13 protein-coding genes and 1 pseudogene are annotated in these 19,621 nt (G+C 36.8%); all 14 read right to left on the bottom strand.

The annotated features are described in order from the left end of the window. Positions 1-162 precede the first annotated feature (162 nt). Positions 163-729, bottom strand: a pseudogene (locus CEF19_RS05940) (glycoside hydrolase family 66 protein). Further along, positions 726-1,277 carry a glycoside hydrolase family 66 protein gene (locus CEF19_RS05945; RefSeq protein WP_100405237.1) on the bottom strand — a complete coding sequence of 184 codons (552 nt, stop codon included), beginning with the start codon at positions 1,275-1,277 and terminating at the stop codon, positions 726-728. Before CEF19_RS05945 ends, CEF19_RS05940 begins: the two are co-directional and overlap by 4 nt. Positions 1,278-1,615: 338 nt before the next feature. After that, positions 1,616-2,602 (bottom strand): carbohydrate ABC transporter permease, encoded by a 987-nt coding sequence (locus tag CEF19_RS05950; protein ID WP_100405238.1) that lies wholly within the window; start codon positions 2,600-2,602, stop codon positions 1,616-1,618. A 6-nt stretch (positions 2,603-2,608) separates the two neighbouring features. Continuing rightward, on the bottom strand, positions 2,609-3,457 hold the full coding sequence (locus tag CEF19_RS05955) for a carbohydrate ABC transporter permease (RefSeq protein ID WP_227521925.1): 849 nt from the start codon (positions 3,455-3,457) through the stop codon (positions 2,609-2,611). A gap of 8 nt (positions 3,458-3,465) precedes the next feature. Then, positions 3,466-5,733 carry a DUF5696 domain-containing protein gene (locus CEF19_RS05960; protein ID WP_100405240.1) on the bottom strand — a complete coding sequence of 756 codons (2,268 nt, stop codon included), beginning with the start codon at positions 5,731-5,733 and terminating at the stop codon, positions 3,466-3,468. Then, positions 5,727-7,748, bottom strand: a complete 2,022-nt coding sequence (locus CEF19_RS05965) for a YIP1 family protein (protein WP_100405241.1) — start codon at positions 7,746-7,748, stop codon at positions 5,727-5,729. The genes CEF19_RS05960 and CEF19_RS05965 overlap by 7 nt, the downstream gene beginning before the upstream one ends. A gap of 1 nt (position 7,749) precedes the next feature. Continuing rightward, a complete protein-coding gene (locus CEF19_RS05970; protein ID WP_100405242.1) occupies positions 7,750-8,619 on the bottom strand; it encodes a carbohydrate ABC transporter permease in 870 nt (289 codons plus the stop codon). Positions 8,620-8,653: 34 nt separating this feature from the next. Beyond that, the gene (locus CEF19_RS05975; RefSeq protein ID WP_100405243.1) at positions 8,654-9,631 is read right to left on the bottom strand and encodes a carbohydrate ABC transporter permease; all 978 of its coding nucleotides are present in this window, start codon (positions 9,629-9,631) and stop codon (positions 8,654-8,656) included. Then, positions 9,615-12,629, bottom strand: a complete 3,015-nt coding sequence (locus CEF19_RS05980; RefSeq protein WP_100405244.1) for an extracellular solute-binding protein — start codon at positions 12,627-12,629, stop codon at positions 9,615-9,617. Before CEF19_RS05980 ends, CEF19_RS05975 begins: the two co-directional genes overlap by 17 nt. A gap of 208 nt (positions 12,630-12,837) precedes the next feature. Further along, complete coding sequence (locus CEF19_RS05985) at positions 12,838-14,403, bottom strand: ABC transporter substrate-binding protein (RefSeq protein WP_227521926.1); 1,566 nt, start codon at positions 14,401-14,403, stop codon at positions 12,838-12,840. 386 nt (positions 14,404-14,789) lie between these two features. Continuing rightward, positions 14,790-16,466, bottom strand: a complete 1,677-nt coding sequence (locus CEF19_RS05990; protein WP_100405246.1) for a glycoside hydrolase family 13 protein — start codon at positions 16,464-16,466, stop codon at positions 14,790-14,792. A 2-nt stretch (positions 16,467-16,468) separates the two neighbouring features. Then, a complete protein-coding gene (locus tag CEF19_RS05995) occupies positions 16,469-17,737 on the bottom strand; it encodes an extracellular solute-binding protein (RefSeq protein ID WP_100405247.1) in 1,269 nt (422 codons plus the stop codon). A 12-nt stretch (positions 17,738-17,749) separates the two neighbouring features. Further along, positions 17,750-19,285 carry a response regulator transcription factor gene (locus tag CEF19_RS06000; protein ID WP_100405248.1) on the bottom strand — a complete coding sequence of 512 codons (1,536 nt, stop codon included), beginning with the start codon at positions 19,283-19,285 and terminating at the stop codon, positions 17,750-17,752. Between the two features lie 5 nt (positions 19,286-19,290). Continuing rightward, a partial coding sequence (locus CEF19_RS23450; RefSeq protein WP_264755122.1) for a sensor histidine kinase occupies positions 19,291-19,621 on the bottom strand: 331 nt, incomplete at its 5' end.

Below are 19,621 nucleotides of genomic sequence, written 5' to 3' on the forward strand. Positions count from 1 at the left end.
AAAAGGAGGCTCAAAAAGGAAAAATACAGCCCTTTTCGAATACTAGAATATGAATAACCATTTATAGGGAGTACGGTTAATATTCAATAACAACCATATCCCAATACTTTAATGATGGGAGTGTAATCGTGACTTGGTCATCTTTTTGCTTAAACTCTAGCACTACAGAAGAGTCGTTAAAATGTCTGGTGAAGCCATCCAAACTTTTTTCACCTCTTGTTCTGCTCTTAACGTAATGGGAAGATCACTTATCAACTCACATATCGAGCTTGGAGAAAATATTTTAGCCAATGAATATTTTCCAAATAAGAATTTAGAGAGTACTGAAGAATAAAATGAGCAATGGACTTCTTTCTTTACTTCTACAACATCATCACGGAATATAATACAGGACTGAGCAATTTCAGATTGTCCATACTGTGACACAGCATTAAACACGAAATCCACTCCTAATGCATGTTTTGCATTTTCGATAAAAAAAGGATATGTTTCCCAAGGTTCGATCTCTTCTCCATTCGCATTCCAAATAGGTCCTCGATCACCAAGCTGATCCACATCCCATCCATCAATGCCAGATGCTCAAAAACCTTTTTGTTCTTTTTCAAAAATAAATTCTTGCCAACCTAAGTTTGAAGGGTCAAATAAATAGATGTCACCCCATTCTTCTGGAAGTGGATGTTCACCTTGTTCATTTTGATCGGGATCCTTAAAAATCTCCCACTCTCTCAAACTTCTGTATTGGCAATATCAATCCACGTTGAGGCGACTTCTTCGTTTTCTAGTTTCAGTGGATTATCATGTCTATCTTGCCAATCATAAAATTGAAATCCATTAACATGGAATCGATTTAACCTTTCAATCACAGCATGCTGTTCTTCATATTCCGCTTTATGGAAATCCGCTAAATATCCATATATAGGAAATTTGCTCCAGTCAGAAGAAACATCCACTGCGATATTCAAATGATCGATTACATCCGCTTCTTCATTTTTCAAATATACCTCAATCATGTATCCTTTAAAGTCTTTATCACTCTGTGTCCATTCCCAAGTAAAGTCTCGCTCATCACTTACATGTATCTCCTCTTCATGAACAAGGCCATTTAAATGTTGATATCGTACGACTAAACTTCTTTCTTCCATTTCTTCATATAAAGAAAGATGAAACGTAACGGCTTCACCTGGATGATATGCTGCTTGATCTGTAGCAATATCCCCTAGCCACTTTTCATGTTTAACAGCAGACTGATGAACACATCCGTGAACCCTTGATATCATGTAAACCCTACCATTTAAAGTAAGTGCCTTCTTTTTTAAAGAGGTATATATTATCTCTTACAAGTATGAGTCTATTAAGTATCTTTTATGTAGTACTCTAGTTACTATTTTTCAAACATTGATAATACAGCTTCTCTCTACCCCCCCTTATATAGAAAAAAGCCGCCGAATCAGCTTTATAATATTGTATTTTTTGCTCGTTTTTCAGCACTGGCTCACTTGGACTAAGGATCCTGCCCCATCTACCAAAAAGACTGTCAGTATTCACCAACAGTCTTACTATCATTAGTAGATTTTTCTCAGACAATCAAGCCGTTCCGAATTAAACTTTTAACATGTTATTCACCTGTAATACCTGATTTATCAATACTTTCCACAAACCATCTTTGTACAATAAGATACATAAGTGCTAGTGGAAGAATTGAAATAATGGTTCCTGCAAAGGCTATCGCTTCTGTAAAACTTAGGTTTGGATTTACACCAGGATCGCCGGCACCACTTGCATGAGCCACTCCTTCATACGTTTGTTGCAGGTTCCCTAACAGCATAGGAACCGTCTGAATTTTCCCTTCTAAATAAAAGGATGTTAAAAACGTTTCATTCCAATATAACGAAAATGCGTAAACACCAACGATGATAAAGGCCGGTCGAACCATTGGTAGTGCTATTGTCCAAAATGTCCTTAGTGCATTCGCTCCATCTAGAAATGCAGCCTCCTCCATCGCTTTAGGAATCATCTTAAAGAATTGATAGAAGATAAGGATAAATAGTGCCGCTTGTTCTCCCTGCCCCGTTAACGCAGGAACTACCAAAGCTCCGATATTCCCTTTCAAATTTAAGTCCGTAAAAATTTGATATCGCGGAATAAAAAATAATGTTTTCGGTACGATGTACGTAAACAGCAACAGCATAAACACCATATTCTTTCCTCTGAAATCAAATCGGGCTAGACCATATCCTATTAATGCAGAGGACATAATAACGCATATTGTAGATGCACCAGCTAAAAGTGCCGTCGTCACAAAAGCGTTCGGCATATTTAACGCACTCCATGTCAACTCATAGTTAAAGGTATAGAGGCTGGTTGGTAGCCATTCGATGGTGCTATCAGCCAAATCTAAATTGGACATCAAACTTACCGAAAACATGTAGATTAAAGGATAAAGAAAAACAAAACCAAAAATCAACAAAATCGTGTAGGTTGATAATTTGTATAAGAGTCCGTCACTCATTTGCGAACCGAAGAACATTTTCTTTACTTTTTGTCTGTTTTTCTTAACTTGGTACGTGAAACGATTATATGTTTCTGCTAAGTTACTATACATTTACCATCACCTCACACTTGTCTTTCTACTTCGAGTCGCATAGTACAATATAGAGATCAGTCCTATTTGAACGATCGTATATAGAATGGAGATCGCAGAAGCATACCCCTCACGTCTTGAACCGTCATATGTGGACTCCATAATAATGCCAATGATCGGGTTAAGTTCAAAATTTGCTAAGAAAACAACTACAAAGATGACACATACGCTTATTAAAGGATAAATGGTAGGTAATGTAATTTTCCAGAAAGATGTCCATACCGATGCTCCATCGATTGACGCAGCCTCGTACATGTCCTTGCCGACTTTCTGAAGCGCAGCTAGGAAAATAAGAATTGGAATCGCACTGTACCACAAGAGCTGAACAATCAGTTCAAAAAGGGAAACAATCCACAAAACAACGTTTCGGGATGGAATAATCGTATAGATTACATCTAAAAGCACCCGGTTTGCACTGATCGCCATTCCACCGTAACTACTTATATTTTCCATCAACTCACCACTCATAATAATGACCGGCAAGAAAAATAGTAATCTGAAAAACGCTTTTCCCTTTATCTTTTGATTAAGTAGCACTGCAATGATGACAGATAGTGCAATAACAACCGGTACGTACAGCAGAGAACTTATAAAAAAGTTTTGAGCTGCAATCACAAAATCGACGTCCTCAAACAAAATTCTCTGATAGTTTTCGAGACCGACCCAGTTATATCTCCATCCTGATCTACTCCCATAGGAAACATTATTGAAGCTCATGAATATGGTCCTGTACAACGGATACACAACCAAAACCAAAAAACCAATAATCCACGGGCTGATAAAAAACATACCCGTTAAAGCTTTTTTCTGCTTCATAATCAGCGTCATAATATCACAAACCCTTTTGATTTAATTTCCTCATCACCATATAAATAATTTGAATCATTATAATTAATAACTATTTTCTTCCCGTTTCTATATTCGACTATGACAATCCCTTGATCGACTATAGTATGGTTAATCATCTCACTGTCTATGACTTTACCTAGCCCTTCATTGACAAAGTTATAGTATGCATCGATTCGCTCCTCCAAAAAACTATACTCTGAAACATAGATGTCATTAGAAGCCGTTCCTTTTAATTTGTAAGTCGATTCTCCTGTAAGGACAAATGACGGATAAACCCCGAACTCAATTAACCTCAATTTTGCCTCGGTATCATTGGACGAGAAATTCATATAAGGTGAATACATATCTTTATAACCACTTAAGACTAGCGAAACCAATGGAATGGTATCATCAATGAACATTAACCCTGACGAATGAATAGATGTATCAAAATAATCATCAAGATATGGGTAAAGATAAGCATCAGGCGAATACATACTTGTTCGAATTTCGTTATCATGTAAATATTCCATTAAATTTTTTGTATACTCCATTCCATCAGTACTGCTCCCAATGGTTCCATTGTCGTAATGAGTAAACAAGCTACCCGAGAGTCCACCAAATGCCAATGAGTCTATTTTATTTTTTTGCAAATTCTCCAAATCCTTTTCAGCCAAAACGCTGTAAAACTTCGGATTATTCAAATAGTTTAGTAGATTATTCTGGCGATTGTACACACTTAAATCTTGTCTGTTCATTTTGCTCGCAGAATATCTCGTTTTCTCAAAATAGGACCGAGCATAATCCATATAGTAGTTAAATTTAATATTATTTGATGAGAAAAATTGTATCACTTCTTCTAAATCTTCCTGTCCTCCTAGACTCCCCAAAACATCAAACTTATAAGTAAGCTCATTTGGTAGAAATGTTTTAAACGTAACGTTTAAATTCTCATATCCCTTATCCAACAATGTCTTACTCAGCTCATGTGCTTGATCATAGGTTGTCACAGGTACGTCCTCCTTACCTAACGTCCCCATAGTGAGTTCACTATTGATAAAATCAATTTTCAAAGGAATCTTATTATGAGTAGGATCCGAATTCTTAGATAGACCGTCTTTCTTTTCAAGGAGATCTCGATATTTTTTAGCTACCCCAACATAGTTTGCTTGATTCTCGTTCAAGAAGACATATCGTTGAACAAGATCAAACTGATTGGGTTTCTCCTGGAAGCCTAGAACGTGTTGTTCTTCATTGACCCGACTTTGAAACTGAGAATAGGCGGTACGATAGTTATAAGTAAAATACGATTGATAGTATAACGTATTTGTATCTTTTGATCTATAATTGTAAGTTGCATAGCTACTTCCACTTTCTGAGATAACTAACACACCCGTTTTATCGACTTCATGGATCACCCCAAATATTGGAAGTGACACACTCTCTGATGGCTTTGCCGATATTCCTCTTCGGCTTGGGGAAGTAGTGTTTTCATATCCCATGTCCTTTTCATAAACAGGAGCCGAATAACCTGTTGCATATTTTGGCGTTTCATCTAGACTTACGATCGCTCCAGATCCATCAGGGATAACGATATATCCGTCTTCTTTGTGGCTTGCGCTTCCAAAAAACGGGTATATAATCATTTCATTCATCGATACATTATTATTTCCCGGCTTCCATAGATCAAGGTTATACTCTTCTACACTTTCTTCGGGAACATGAAAAAGTAAATCTCCTCCTTGTAGTGTGACAACCGCATCAAACTTTATTTTTTGATCCGTAAAATCAACTGAAACCGTAAAACCATCTTCCGTCATTTGATATGATTTTTCTACATTACTATCCAGTACGGTTCTCCTGCCTGGTGTGAATTTATCATAGGTCATTAAGGAAATTCCTGATCTAACATACCTGATCATTTCTTGACTGTAACCTTCTGCCTCCATATCTCTATGAACATCATAAGAGAACCACGTATAACCGTTGCATTTATCTTTAACAGCAATAGAAACGGATTCTTCCTCTAGATAAAGCTCTAATTGTTCATTTTCCGTCACTTTTTTAAATCGTTCCGGAATGTTCGCTTCAACAAATTGATTGTCGCATGTAACCGTCTGATCATTAACAATTACATTTTCATAGTTGTCCTCAGCTACAACAATCGCGTATGGAACACCTTGCGAATTGAACTGAAAGTAGGTAACTCCAATTATGCTTACTATCAGAAGTACAACACCATACTTCATTACTTTTTTTACCATCGTTTATCCACCTCCGTAACCACATCATATAAGAAATCAATCATTTGATTGCCTAATGAATATAAAACAAATAAAAACAACCCGATAATTAGCATGGTAAACATACTTTTAGAAATCACTCCGATTGTTTCACCGACATCATAATTATGGATATCTTTAATCATGAAAAACAGTAAAAATACGACCCATATAAACATGCCTTGAATCGGAAGATGATAGAAAACGGACTGTTCTAACGTTAACCCGTTACTAAATAAGATTAATAGGGGCATGATGATCAGAATTGGACTCAAAGCATACGCCGTTCCATTATATACATGTTTAAAGCTACCCTCGCCGTCATTAATCGAACAAATTAAATAATTAGATACGAGCCACAAAACGAATAGAAACATTAGAATGGATAATTCATAAACGATATACTGATTTTTCGGAACAAATAGTACATTCGTATACATATGATGCATGATAAAAATAACAGCGATTAAACTATAAATTATACTAGATGACCGTCTAGCTACTCTGTTTTGATCTTGTATTTCATAAATACCGTTTAATGGTTGCTTCATAAATGAAAACATATAAAGCAGATCATCAAGTATTTTTATTCTTCTTAGCACACTGATTCGTTTTAATACTCTTGGACCATAGTCATACTTACGGTTCAAGAACTTATGGGTTGAACCCAAAATCACTAAAAATACAATAATCAAGAACACGTTTTTTAAGTTATTTTCTAACCATGATCGGCGAATTTCCCAAAAAGCTTCCGAAATCCCCTTGGTGTGTTTAGCATCATAAAATTCTTCGTATGCTTTATGAGGATCCCCTTCGCGAAGGAATGCGTCACCCAAACCGATATGGGCATTATCAAAAATCGAGTTATACGTCATCGTGTATTCCCATAACTCTTTACTCCTCGTATAATCACCTTCTTGATAGGCTCCCATTGCATTATGCACTGCATCGGCGAATTGTGTTGACCTATATGTTTGGATTCTACTAGTTCCCTGGTCAATGACAATAAGATCATCAGCTGAATTAGAAGCAATGCTTACTGGTCGATTCAAAAGCCCGTACCGACTTGAGTTAACATCGCTTCCCCCAAACAAGAACAGTAAATCCCCTTCAGAATCATACTCGTATATCCATCCATCCGATGTGATAGAGTACACATTGTTATGCTTTCCAAGCCAAACACTTTCCATATTATGGTTTGCAACTAAATCATCAGGGAAATAATTTGTTCCCGAGACGTTAAACTTTTTAACCGGATTGGTTTCAATGGATGATGTAACTGTATAAATAAATCCCCTTTCATCAATTGTGATATTACTCGGCACATCCGGAAAGACCCTCTCGAGTTTTCTTTGTTGTGCTTCTGTTAAAAAGAATGACCTAACTTGGTCTAACAATGGCACATTCAGCGGATTCGCACCGAAAAATGTAATAAATTCACCCTCTCTGTTTAGCATAATCAAACCATTTACAGATCCGCTGCTTCTGACGTAAATATTACCTCTAACATCAACAGCAATATGTGTAGGACTAAAACCATAGCCTTCATTAAAAATGGGTGTATCAGGCTGACCAATTTCTCTAACAAATTCATGGGTCGATTTGTCAAAGATAAATATCTTTTTTTGTGAGCTATCTACAACATAAATATAGTCGTCCGTTACAAATGAACTTTGAACAGTACTAAACTTGTCGCTCGTCAACTCATTATAGTAGCGATAATGCCGATCCAATATATATACTTTATTGTGCGAACTATCAGTTATATAAATATAATCCTCTTTATCAACAAATACGTGCTCTGGCATTCCTAATCTTTCACCGTTAATGACGCTTATTTGATTGGCCGGTGTATAGCCCGTCTGGGTTTTAATAATGGTTCCTTGACCGTCACTCGTATATGTGTAATAAGGTGCTTCGGCAAACGCATACGAATTAGGATGAATGCCAATCAGTATAATTCCTAGTAACAATATAATCTTCCAATACATACTCATATTACTTAATCCCCGTATGAGCCATGGAATTCATGACTTTATTTTGTAAAATAATAAATAAGATTAAATTAGGAACAAACATGATTAATCCGCCCACCGCCGATAATCCGGCACCAGCAACTATATTGCCAGATTGTGATACTAATGTTTCCATATAAAACGGAAGCGTCCTGATAGATTCTTTGTCCATAAAGATAGCTGAGCTTTCAACATTCCCCCAACTGATCTGAAAGGTTAAGATGGCTACCGTAACCAGTGCTGGCGTGACCAAAGGCAGGATGATACTCCAGTAAATTCTCATGTTTCCTGCTCCATCGATTTTTGCAGCCTCAAGAAGTTCGTTTGGAATCTGATCAATAAATTGCTTGAGCAAAAATATCCCGATGGGCATTGCTAGTAGCGGTATAATATGCGCCCAATACGTATTGAAAATCCCTAAATTTACAATAATAAAGAATCTCGGAATCGCAACAGCTAAAGGTACAAATATTAATGCCAACGTATTAACTTTATTAAAAGTTTCTTTTCCTTTGAACTCTAATTTGGACAATGCGAATGAAGCCAAAGAGCTTATAAACAAAGTAAGCAAGATAACTAGAATCGTCACGTACAAACTATTAAATACATACCTTGACAGGGGCATCCCCGACTCAGCGGAAAAATTAATCAGCAACCGGAAATTTTCCAAGGTTGGCGATTGAACAAAGAACCTAGGTGGATATGCAAATAACTCTGTAAACGGTTTAAAGGCATGGTTAAAAATAAATATAATAGGAAGCGCCATAAAAATAGAAAGAAACGTCAAAGCAATATGAAACTTCAACTGATCTCTATGAAACTTCCTCGGATTAATTTTAATTGAATTCGCCAAAAGCTCTCACCACTCTTTATGTTTTGTAATTGAACTATTTGCTTTCTCCGAATAATTTGTAGCTAATTTTATTGAACATGAGAACAATTAACAATAGTACGACGGTAATTGCCGATGCGTAACCCATTTCGTACCGAATAAATCCAAAGTCGTTAGCGTGGTCAACTATTAGCCAGCCGGCATATTGCGGAGGCGGTGTGCCTCCGCTAAGCGTTGCGGCTATCCCAGAAGCATTAAATGTGCCGATAATAGCCATTACGGCACCAAATAACATCTGTGGCTTCATCGAAGGGATCGTAATGAAAAATATTTCTTGCCACCTGTTTCTAATCCCATCAAGGTATGCAGCTTCGTACAAGCTTTTGTCAATATTCATTAAACCAGCTAACATCGCGAGAAAACCGACACCCATACTTCCCCAAAGTCCAACAAAAATCATAACCGGCACTAAGAATTCAGGTGACTGTAAAAACTGCACCGGCTCTTTAATAATGTTCCATTCTAATAGCCAATAGTTTAAATAGCCGACCTGATCCCCACTAAATAAAACTCTCCATACAATCGCCATCATGATAGGACCTGTTACAGAGGGAGAATAAATAATAACCGTATAGATTGTTCGGACATTATGAGGAACCTGTGAAAGCATCCAGGCAAGAAAGAAAGCCATCATATATCCGATTGGTCCAACAATGACCGCATATAATAACGTACTCGACACTGCGTGCTGCAAGAAAACGGTATCTCCTGTAAATAAATCAATATAGTTTTGGAATCCTACAAATTCAGGAAATTCCACGGTATTAAAATAAGTAAAAGATAAGACTACCGCGACTAGCACTGGCATGATAATGAGCAGTGTAAATAATGTAGCGTAAGGCATTATAAATAGATAAGGGGAACTTTTGACCTTATATAACAGCTTCTTTATTTGTCTGCTCTTTGGCTCAGTAGAGCTATTTAGGGGCGGCCGATTTACGGACTGCTGATTTATATTAGTGTTCTTTTCCATCTATCCTCACCCAATTCTCTACATTTTCTATGGTTGGAACCATGTAAGGTCTAATTAATTGGCCATTCTCGATATACCCAAACTCACTCAGCTTTCGTTCCAATTCACTATCGATCGTTTTGACTGCATGTTCAATGGCGACTCTTGGATTTTCTCTTTCGAACACCACTTTATTCCAAGCATTACTGATTTCACGTTCCACCATATAATCGCCAGGAACTTTGCCCGTAGTTTGGATCCAATCCCATTGGTCTAAAATGTCGAGTCTGGAATCCGCAGGCCACGCGCTCTTTCTAAAACCATCAATATTAGCCGTTAAATAGAGGAACTGATTTCCTAATGTCGATTGAATATCGTATGAAAACGCACTTTGAGTGTTAGCACTTGTCCACCACTTTATAAAATCCCAGGATGCATCTTTTTTATCGCTCTCACTAAAAATGATGCCTGTGCTTCCGTACGTTGGATCCCAGCGTTCAATAACTCCCTTATCGTCTTTTACCCCAGGGATCGGTAAGGTTCCCCATTGTCCGGCCAACTCAGGTGCAGCATACTTCAATTGAATATACGTATTCGCATCCCCTATACCCACTGGCGATTTACCATTCCTGAAATTTTGGTAAAACTCGGATGTTGTAACTGGCATATTATAGACGGTAAATAGGCTCGTCATAAAGTCGAACGCTTCGTATGCCCCCCCTTGATTGATGATGCTAGTACTTCCAGTTTCGTCATACAGTTCTCCTCCAAATTGATAAATAAACGGAGTTGTTGTATCAAATCCCTTGTATGCACTATCTGCTCCGAGAGGGACAAAGAAATTCATGTCATATCTTTGGAGCATTGGAATAAGACTAACAACTTCCTCCCATGTTTGCGGAGGTTCTTCACCCAAAAACTCCATAATATCCTTACGATAAAATAGCAGCTTTACATCTTGCGTTTCCGGAATCGCATATACACCTTCATCATAAATAAACGGAATAAAGGAGTTCGGATTAAACTGTTCTGCTAATTCAAAAAAACCATCGTACGTTCTTAAATCTTCAATGATCCCCCGTAATGCTAGCTCAAAAGGCCTTCCATGACTAATACCTAACGCGGCATCAGGTGTACTATCTGCTGCATTCGAGAGGATTACCTTGTTTTCATCAGGTAATAGAGATAGATTCACATTTATTCCTGTTTGGGGTGTGAATTCTTCGTCAATCATTCGCTGCATAATTTCTACATGCAATCTTGATTGGTTAACCCAAACTTCAATGGTATCATCATCAACTACTGCAGCCTCATTGTACTTTGGATTAAAAAAGGAATAGCCAAATGCCTTGGCACCTTCTTTCAGACTAGTGACAACGCCCGCATTGGGTCGAGGTAAGTCCATATGATTATGAAAATAAAACGTATCCAAATGCATCGGATTATAAAGAAGCATCGGCAAAATCGCTTGAATACGTCCGTACGCTGAAGAGGGACCTTCATTGAATTTCGTCATATAATGTGGCAAATCATCAGGATTCTCTGCAAATTCCATGATCAATTTATGAGCAATCTCAAGTTCTGTGATCACCGGTAAATCATTCTTTTGTGTCTGTTCTATGAGAGCAAGCTTCTGTTCTTCGATTCTTCCTGCGATTCCAAATAAATAGTCCGATATATCAGGAATATACTTTTCAATTCTCCACTCTCGCTTTCTATCTACTAAACCGCCGGTTAAACGCATCATCTCTCTAGAAATGGAATCAATTCCCTCCAGCGTCATAAGCAGTTCATGATAAACATCCCTAACATTCGAATTATTATTAGACAAAGTAAGCGTATGTTCACCTTTGTCTAGATAGATTTCATAATAATTGCCGTTTGTATCCTTTAGCGTTTCATTCTTCCAGTTACTTGAATAGTCAAACATATATAATTCCAACTCTTGAAAAGGCACTTCATCATTTATTTCAATCTTTCTATACGTTGGCATCCCATTATTCGTATCTTGAGAATATTTCAATGTAAGATGATAATATCCGCTCTCTTCAACAGTAAAATGATAGTCTACACTGTCACCGCTATCTCCAAAAGAGTAACCATCTAATACATTAAGGACTCTAGTTTTGTACTCATACGGCGTAACCTGTGGATCTCTAACATACTGGGGTCTAATGCTTTGCCTACTTTTCGTTGCCATATTTTCTGCTTCGATCTTAATAGTTCTCTCCGATGCATCTTCTTGCCCCTTTGTTAATGCGCGGTATTCCTCATAGGTTGGAGTGGAAATAACCGTATTTTTGATCGTGATATCTCCAAGTAAAATATAACCTTCATTCAATAAAATCGTGACTGAATTCATCCCTTTACGGAGCTTGAATTTCAAAGGTTCTGTAAAAAAATGACTAGGATCCATCAATCCGTCCCTTTTCCATTCTGAAATCATCTCGGATCTAGGATTCAATTCATCACCGTATCTATCATACTTAAGATCGCCTTCAAGAACGATCGGTTTCCAATCCATAGAAAGACTGATCCTATTCATTTCATTGAACTGAATTTCATCATTAATTTTAATAGCAAATTCAGGTGTTAAATGGCTTTCCTGTAAAATTAAATAGTCATGCCAAAACTCATACAGTCCTTCCTCTGTTGCTTCAACATCAAAGGATATTTGATCTCCTGGTTCAAGATAGATGACTTCACTTCCATAACCTTTACTTTTCGAGCTTTCATATCTTTCTCCACCACTAATTTTGAGATAATCAATGTCAAAGCGTTGATCAGGAACGACTTGCTGATCGTTGTCCCATTGTTTCATGACACTATAATAATTGCTGTCGGTTTGAAAAGCACTAATGTAAGTTTCAATCGCCGACATACTGCGTTCATAATCGACTTTTGATAATTGCTCTTCGTAACTATTATTCATATTTTCTTTACCGATAAGTAGAATAATAGTAAAAGCAATCATTAAAAGACCTGAAATTGAGTATATGATTTTCTTTTTTATCGTCATTTGATCCCAACCTAACACAATCAAATTTTACTAAAGAAATCGATAGTTTCTTACTATAATAGGAAAGGAGTCTTCCTCCAGCCATAAGTTTGGCTAAAGCAAACTAATTTGACTTTTTGGATGAAAACTCCTTTATCGTGAATGAAAAGCCTAGACCTTCCTAAATTAAAATCATTTGTTAAAATGGATCAATTAATATTCCGTTTAATTATCTGGTGTATTGTCTTAAGTATTCTTCAAGATACTCGTTCATCATGGTATCCCACTCCGCAGCAATATCGCTGTACCTTACACCTTCATCTCTAATTTGGTTTCGCAACTCCCAAATATCTAAGTTTCCAAACACGTTTGTAACAGCCGGCATCTGTCTTGGATATGGAATTGGATTAGCTAGTTGCTGTTGGAATTCCGTATTTTTGAAAGCATCAAAGTTATATACCGCCAATTCGCTATCTTCAGGAAATCCCTTTACAAGCGGGTGTTGCTGTAATATTTCAGGATTCGTTGTAATCGGCCAACCTTGAACGAAATTCATCAAGTCGACTTCCGCTCTTAATGGGGCATCTTCAGGTAGACCTGTATATTCTTCAATCAGTGACCATTTTGATTTCAATCCTTCCTCACCGTACGTAAGCCACTTCAACAAGTGGAACGCGGCTTCGGCTTTAACTGGGTCGTCTTCTAGTTCACTCGACAAACTTAAGGTATCATAGTAAGCACGTAAGCTAGTTGTACCGCCTTCAGGAGCCTCCGGCATTGGATAAATATCAAACTCCATTTCACGGTTTACTATTATTTCCTGAACATCACCACTAAGCGCATACATCCATACATTGCTAATCGCTTCTAAACCGTCACCCCATGCCCATCCTAAATTTCCTACTTTCTGAGCTCTTTGTTCCTCAGTCAGATCATAGAAATGTAATCCTTCTATTCCTTCCCTTGACATTTGTTCGAACCATTCACCATATTTTTTACTGTTAGTAAAATCCCATTTTTGCGTTTCAATATTGTATCCTAACCATCCATTTGGAATACTATCAAAATAATGGGCGCCATGATCTTGAAATTCAATGATTCCTGGGAAGATAGGATTATCTGGTGTAAGCTTTGCCACTTCACTTCTTAAATCTTCGTAGTCCTGATAAGTCCAGTCATAAGATGGAATCGCAATGTTATTTTCCCGAAGCAATTTTGTGTTTATTGCTGGAAATTGCGCGACAGACATCCAAGGAATCCCGTAAATTTCTTCACCATCATAGGTTTTCATAAAACTTTTAGCATTTTCAGAAATCCAATCAGCTTCCGAATCAGATTCTATATATGGAGTTAAGTCTAACGTTAACTCTCTGTCGTACGCTTCGGCTGCAATCGCGGAATAGAAAATATCAGGCAAATTCCGTTCATTTGCTCTTGCAGTTAGCATTTCCATTTGAACAAGATCTTCTTCATCCGCTGCAAACTGACGATCACGAACGACTGTAATATTCGGGTATATTTCCATGAACTTTTGAATGTTTAGAAATATCGGATTTGTTTCATCATTTTCACCATAGAATTTACTTGCATACACTAATTCAATTTCTTTTTCCTGCCAATCTGGTATGCCACTACCATCCTCGTCTATACCAATATAATTGGAAAAATCAGTAATCTCACCCGTATCTTCCTCATTTATTGTTTCTTTCGTACTACTTTCTCCCGTACAAGCAGATAATAGAAGTAATAAGACCATCAAAGCAGTTAGGAATAATACGTTTTTACTTTTCATCATGTCCTCCGTGTGTTTAGTATTTTTCATATATTACATAACTCTCACAAGAAACGTTTAGTCATTTCTTAAGGAAATGCCCAACTTTCGTGTATTTCAACAGCTTCTAGACGGTTTTCACGTTCACCCCTCCCATTTAAATCACATCAAATTCTTTCTATTACAAGCTTATTATCTATCTGTAAGCGCTTCCGGTAAACCGCTTACATTATCACGAAGGTGCATTTTATTAAGATAAATTTGTCTTAAACTTAGTATCTATTTATATAGGTGCTTTTTTTCAATATCCTAAAAGAGAAATAAGACACCCTACTTCGAAAAAGAGTTTAATAGATGTATGCTTTGCAAACTAAACAAAAAAAAAAGCAGACTAAACTGCTTTTTTCTCATTAGTTTATAAGATATACGCGAGACTCATAAGGTCTTAATATAATTGATGAAAGATCAACACTGTTTTGAACATGGTAATTATTGATAAGCAATTGAGTAGATTCAAACTGAATATGTGATGGTAGTTCAAAGTTTGTATTTTCTCCTGTAAAGTTACACATAATAAGGAGTTTCTCGTTACCTAACGTACGTGTATATGCATAAATTTTCTCATCTTCTTCTAAAATAAGATCATAGGTGCCGTACACAATGATGTCATGTTTTTTTCTTAGTTTAATTAGTTCTTGATAGTAGTAGAAAATAGAATCTCTATATTCTAATGCACTTTTGGCATTGATTTCTCGATAGTTTGGATTTACTTTCAACCAAGGAGCACCAGTAGAAAAGCCGGCGTTTTCACTATCATCCCATTGTATGGGTGTTCGTGCGTTGTCGCGCCCTTTCACATAAATCGCTTCCATCACTTTTTGGTGATCCTCGCTACCTTCTATCACTTTTTCACGGTACATGTTTTGAATCTCAATGTCGTTATAATCTTCGATTGATTCAAAGCGAACATTCGTCATCCCAATCTCTTCACCTTGGTAAATATAGGGTGTCCCTTGCATCATATGTAGGAATGTTGCAAGCATTTTCGCAGACTCCACTCGATACTCTTTGTCATCCCCTAATCGCGAAACCATCCTTGGCTGATCGTGATTATTTAAGTAAAGACTGTTCCAGCCTTTCCCTTCTAATCCTTTTTGCCATCTTGTCATAACTTCCTTCAAATCCGTTAAATCCCATGATTTCACGTCCCATTTTCCGCCAGGACCTGAATCTAAATCCATATGTTCAAACGTGAAGATCATATTTAATTCTGTACCTTCTTGATTTGCATACTTTGCAGCATCTTCAATGGAAGCACCTGGGCACTCCCCCACTGTAATCATGTCATACTTTGAAAGCACTTCACGGTTCATCTCTTGCAAATATTCATGGGCACGTGGACCGTTCATAAAGAATTCTCCACCCCAGTCGTACTTTTTCCCACCTGGAGCACTTGGTAATCCTTCTGCTTTTGAAATAAGGTTAATAACGTCCATACGGAAACCATCGATTCCCTTATCTAGCCACCACTTCATCATGTCATAAATTTCTCTTCTTAATGTTGGATTTTCCCAGTTCAAATCTGGCTGTTTTTTACTGAAAAGGTGCAGGAAATACTCCTCCGTCGCATCATCATATTGCCATGCTGATCCACTAAAGAAAGATGTCCAATTGTTCGGTTCTTCTCCAGCCTTACCAGGACGCCAAATATAATAATCTCGATACGGGTTATCCTTTGATTTACGAGACTCTACAAACCATTCATGTTCATCTGATGAATGATTAACAACCAAGTCCATCATGAGTTTCATCCCACGAGCATGCATTTCTTCTAATAGTTCGTCCATATCCTCGAGAGTACCGAACTCATCCATAATAGTTTGATAGTCACTAATATCATAACCGTTATCATCATTTGGTGATTTGTACACAGGAGATAACCATATGACATCTATACCCAGTTCTTTTAAGTAATCCAATTTTGACGTGATTCCTTTGATATCACCAATACCGTCACCATTACTATCCATAAAACTTCTAGGATATATTTGATACACAACGCTTTCTTTCCACCAATTCTTCTCCATATTTATCTTTTTTCCCCTTTTGCAAGAATTTCATCAATTTTTTTTGCCGCTTCAGATAAACCATCTTCTACACTGATTCTTTCAGAAAAGATGAGTTCAAAGTACTTACCATAGATTTCTTCAATATTCCACCACTGTGCGACAGTAGGTCGTAAAAGTACATCATCAAGACTGTTTAAATACACTTGATAATATGGGAATTGATCATAAAAACCGGCTAATTCAACATGTTTATTCGATGGAATTAGACCCGTTTGTGCTAAATACGTTTGTGGTTCTATGTTTGTCATCCATTTCACAAATGTCCATGCTGCTTCCTTATGTTTTGTCGCTTTTGAAATAACTAAGTTTTCTCCGCCTAAAACGGCCCTTTTACCATCACTAATTGGGAATGGTGCTGCAATCGTTAACTCATTAATAATATCAATCTTTTCTTGCGAATGAACACTGTAAAACCATGGTCCTTCATCAATGACAAAATAACGCCCTTCTAAAACACCTTGCCATCTTCCACCAGCTGTTACTAAATTCCCAGTTTGATAAAGAGTTAAAAGCTTCTTAACAGCAGTAATGCTTTTTATGCTGTCCAAATATCCTGTTGCTTTTTTATAAGTTGGATCGGTTAGCATGCCACCAAGCCCATAAAAATAGTGTAGTGAATCCCATGTAGATAAATTTTCTATTCCAATGACAAACTGATTCCTTTCAACCATTTCAATTAGCTCATTCATCGTCTCAGGTGGGCTTTCCCTCCCAGACATTTCAAGTAGCACCTTGTTATAAATTGAAACTTTTGTGTTGGTATTTAAAGGAACACCGTAATGTTTCCCGTCATAATAGTTGGATTGTAACGGTTCTTCATAATACTGTTCCTTTAATTCATCAAAATCGTCAAACTCACTCACAGGATATAATAGTCCCAGTTGAGCAAAAGTAGGTAGCCAAACAATGTCCATTCGAATAATATCAGGGGGCTTATTAGAAGATGCTCTTGAAATAATGGCTTGCTTTAATTCATTATTATAGGGTTTCCTAACAGACACTACATCAATCATTGGAAATTCCTCTTCAAATAATGGAATAAGGATATTTTCAAACACATGTGTTTCTTGTTCACTGTAAGTATGCCAAATAACAAGCTCTTCTGTTGAGGATTGTGCATCTAATGCAGGACGGCTGTTTCCGATTATGGTTTGGTTTCCACAACCTGTTGTCATAATGACTGTAGTGATCAACCATAGAATCTTTAAAACATTTCGTATTATATTCATAATCGCCACCTCCTACTCTTGATGCTCAGTCCGAAAGTCAACTGGTGAATAGCCGGTTATCCTTTTAAATAGTTTACTAAAGTACTTGACATCTTTAAAACCAGATCTTGCTGCAACTTCGTATACTTTTAACGAAGTATTCATTAACAATTCAGTTGCCTTTTTAATCCGAAGTTCGATAACGTAATCAATAAATTTTTGATCCCTAAATTGTTTAAACAAAATACTAAAGTAATTCCGACTAATATGAATATGATCGGCAACCATTTGGAGCGTTAACTCACTTGTATAATGATGATGAATATAGCTTAACGCACTTTCCATTAACTCATTATCTTTAGTAGTCTTTACAGGGAGCTTTGTTATAAGGAGAATACATTCTGCAATTTGTTTAATAAGAGCAGAGTACATTTCATTTAATGACTCTGTTTTTTTGATATCTTCACATTTATCAAGCAGTAAGGAGAGGGTGAGCTTACTTCCAAACAGGTTTGTTAATAGATCACATGCTTCTTGTTTAATTTCTGATGGCTGAATTTCTTCTTGCTTCCATTGCTCGTATCTCTCTTCTATACACGTAGCTACCTTCTTCTCATCGGTTGGCAAAAGAAACTGTTTCATCAGTTTTGCATCAAATCGATTGAATGACTTTTCTTTCGACTCCTTATAGGAAAAAACAATGTCTTTAGGATGAAAAAAACGTCTTTCACAAGCTAGGGCACTTTGTTTAAAACCTTTATCCGCTTCAGATAAGTCTGTAATAACATCATAACCAAATGAAAAACTCAAACCAGACTTCTTAACCATTTCATCATTCAATTGATGTATTGTTTTTGCTGGGGCATGATCTACATTCATGAAAAAGACTAGATCTGCATTCCATATAGTAAGGCAGACACCTTCCTCATATTTAGTATAAAAGTGCTCTTGAATTTCTTCGAGAATGAAGCTTTTAAATAAACCCCCGTACTGCTCTTCAATGTTTGCTACATCGTTCATCTTCATATATATAACAAGAATAGAGCCAGACATCAATTTTTTTACTTCCTCATAATGAGTAGTATCATTATCATTTAAAAGTACACGTTTTAATTTTTGCTCTACCATTTTCCGTTCACGTAAGGTCGTAGTCTGATCAACAAGAGTTAATTTTTTTTTAATACTTTGTTCTTCATCTAATCTTTTTACGCATTTTTGAATTAATTGTAAAAATTCTTCTTGTTCTAATGTAGGCTTTAAAACGTAATCAATTGCTCCGTATTTTATACCCTCTTTGACATATGCAAACTCATTATAACTACTAATTAAGATGACTATTAATTTCGGGTAGAGATTCAATGCTTTTTTCATGAGAGTCAGGCCATCCATTATCGGCATTTTAATATCGGTAATTAAAATGTCCACATGATTTTCCTTCATTATACTAAAGGCCTCTTCCCCATTAGAAAAATCCCCTAGAAGAGATAATCCCTCTTTATCCCATTCTACAGAAGCCTTTAAACCAGAACGGATGACTGGCTCATCATCAACGATTATGATGTTATACATGATCCTCACCTCAGTTTTTTCGGTTTCACGATAAGCTCAACGATTGTTCCACTAGTGCTACTTTCGACTTTTACAGTAGAATCACTTTCAAAATAAAGGTTGACTGACTCAAATACATGAAGCAAACCTATTCCAACAGACGTATTAGGTGTGAATGCCGCTTGTTGAACCTGGCTTAATCTTTCCTTTTCCATTCCTCTACCATTATCATGAATAACTATTTCTACTCCATCGTCCATCTTCCGTCCAGATATTTTAATTATACCTTCTCTATCAGTTGGTACAATTCCATGAAAAATAGCGTTTTCAACAATAGGCTGAAGAAGCATTTGAGGA

The organism is Bacillus solitudinis (assembly GCF_002797395.1).
GTDB lineage: Bacteria > Bacillota > Bacilli > Bacillales > Bacillaceae_D > Halalkalibacter_A > Halalkalibacter_A solitudinis.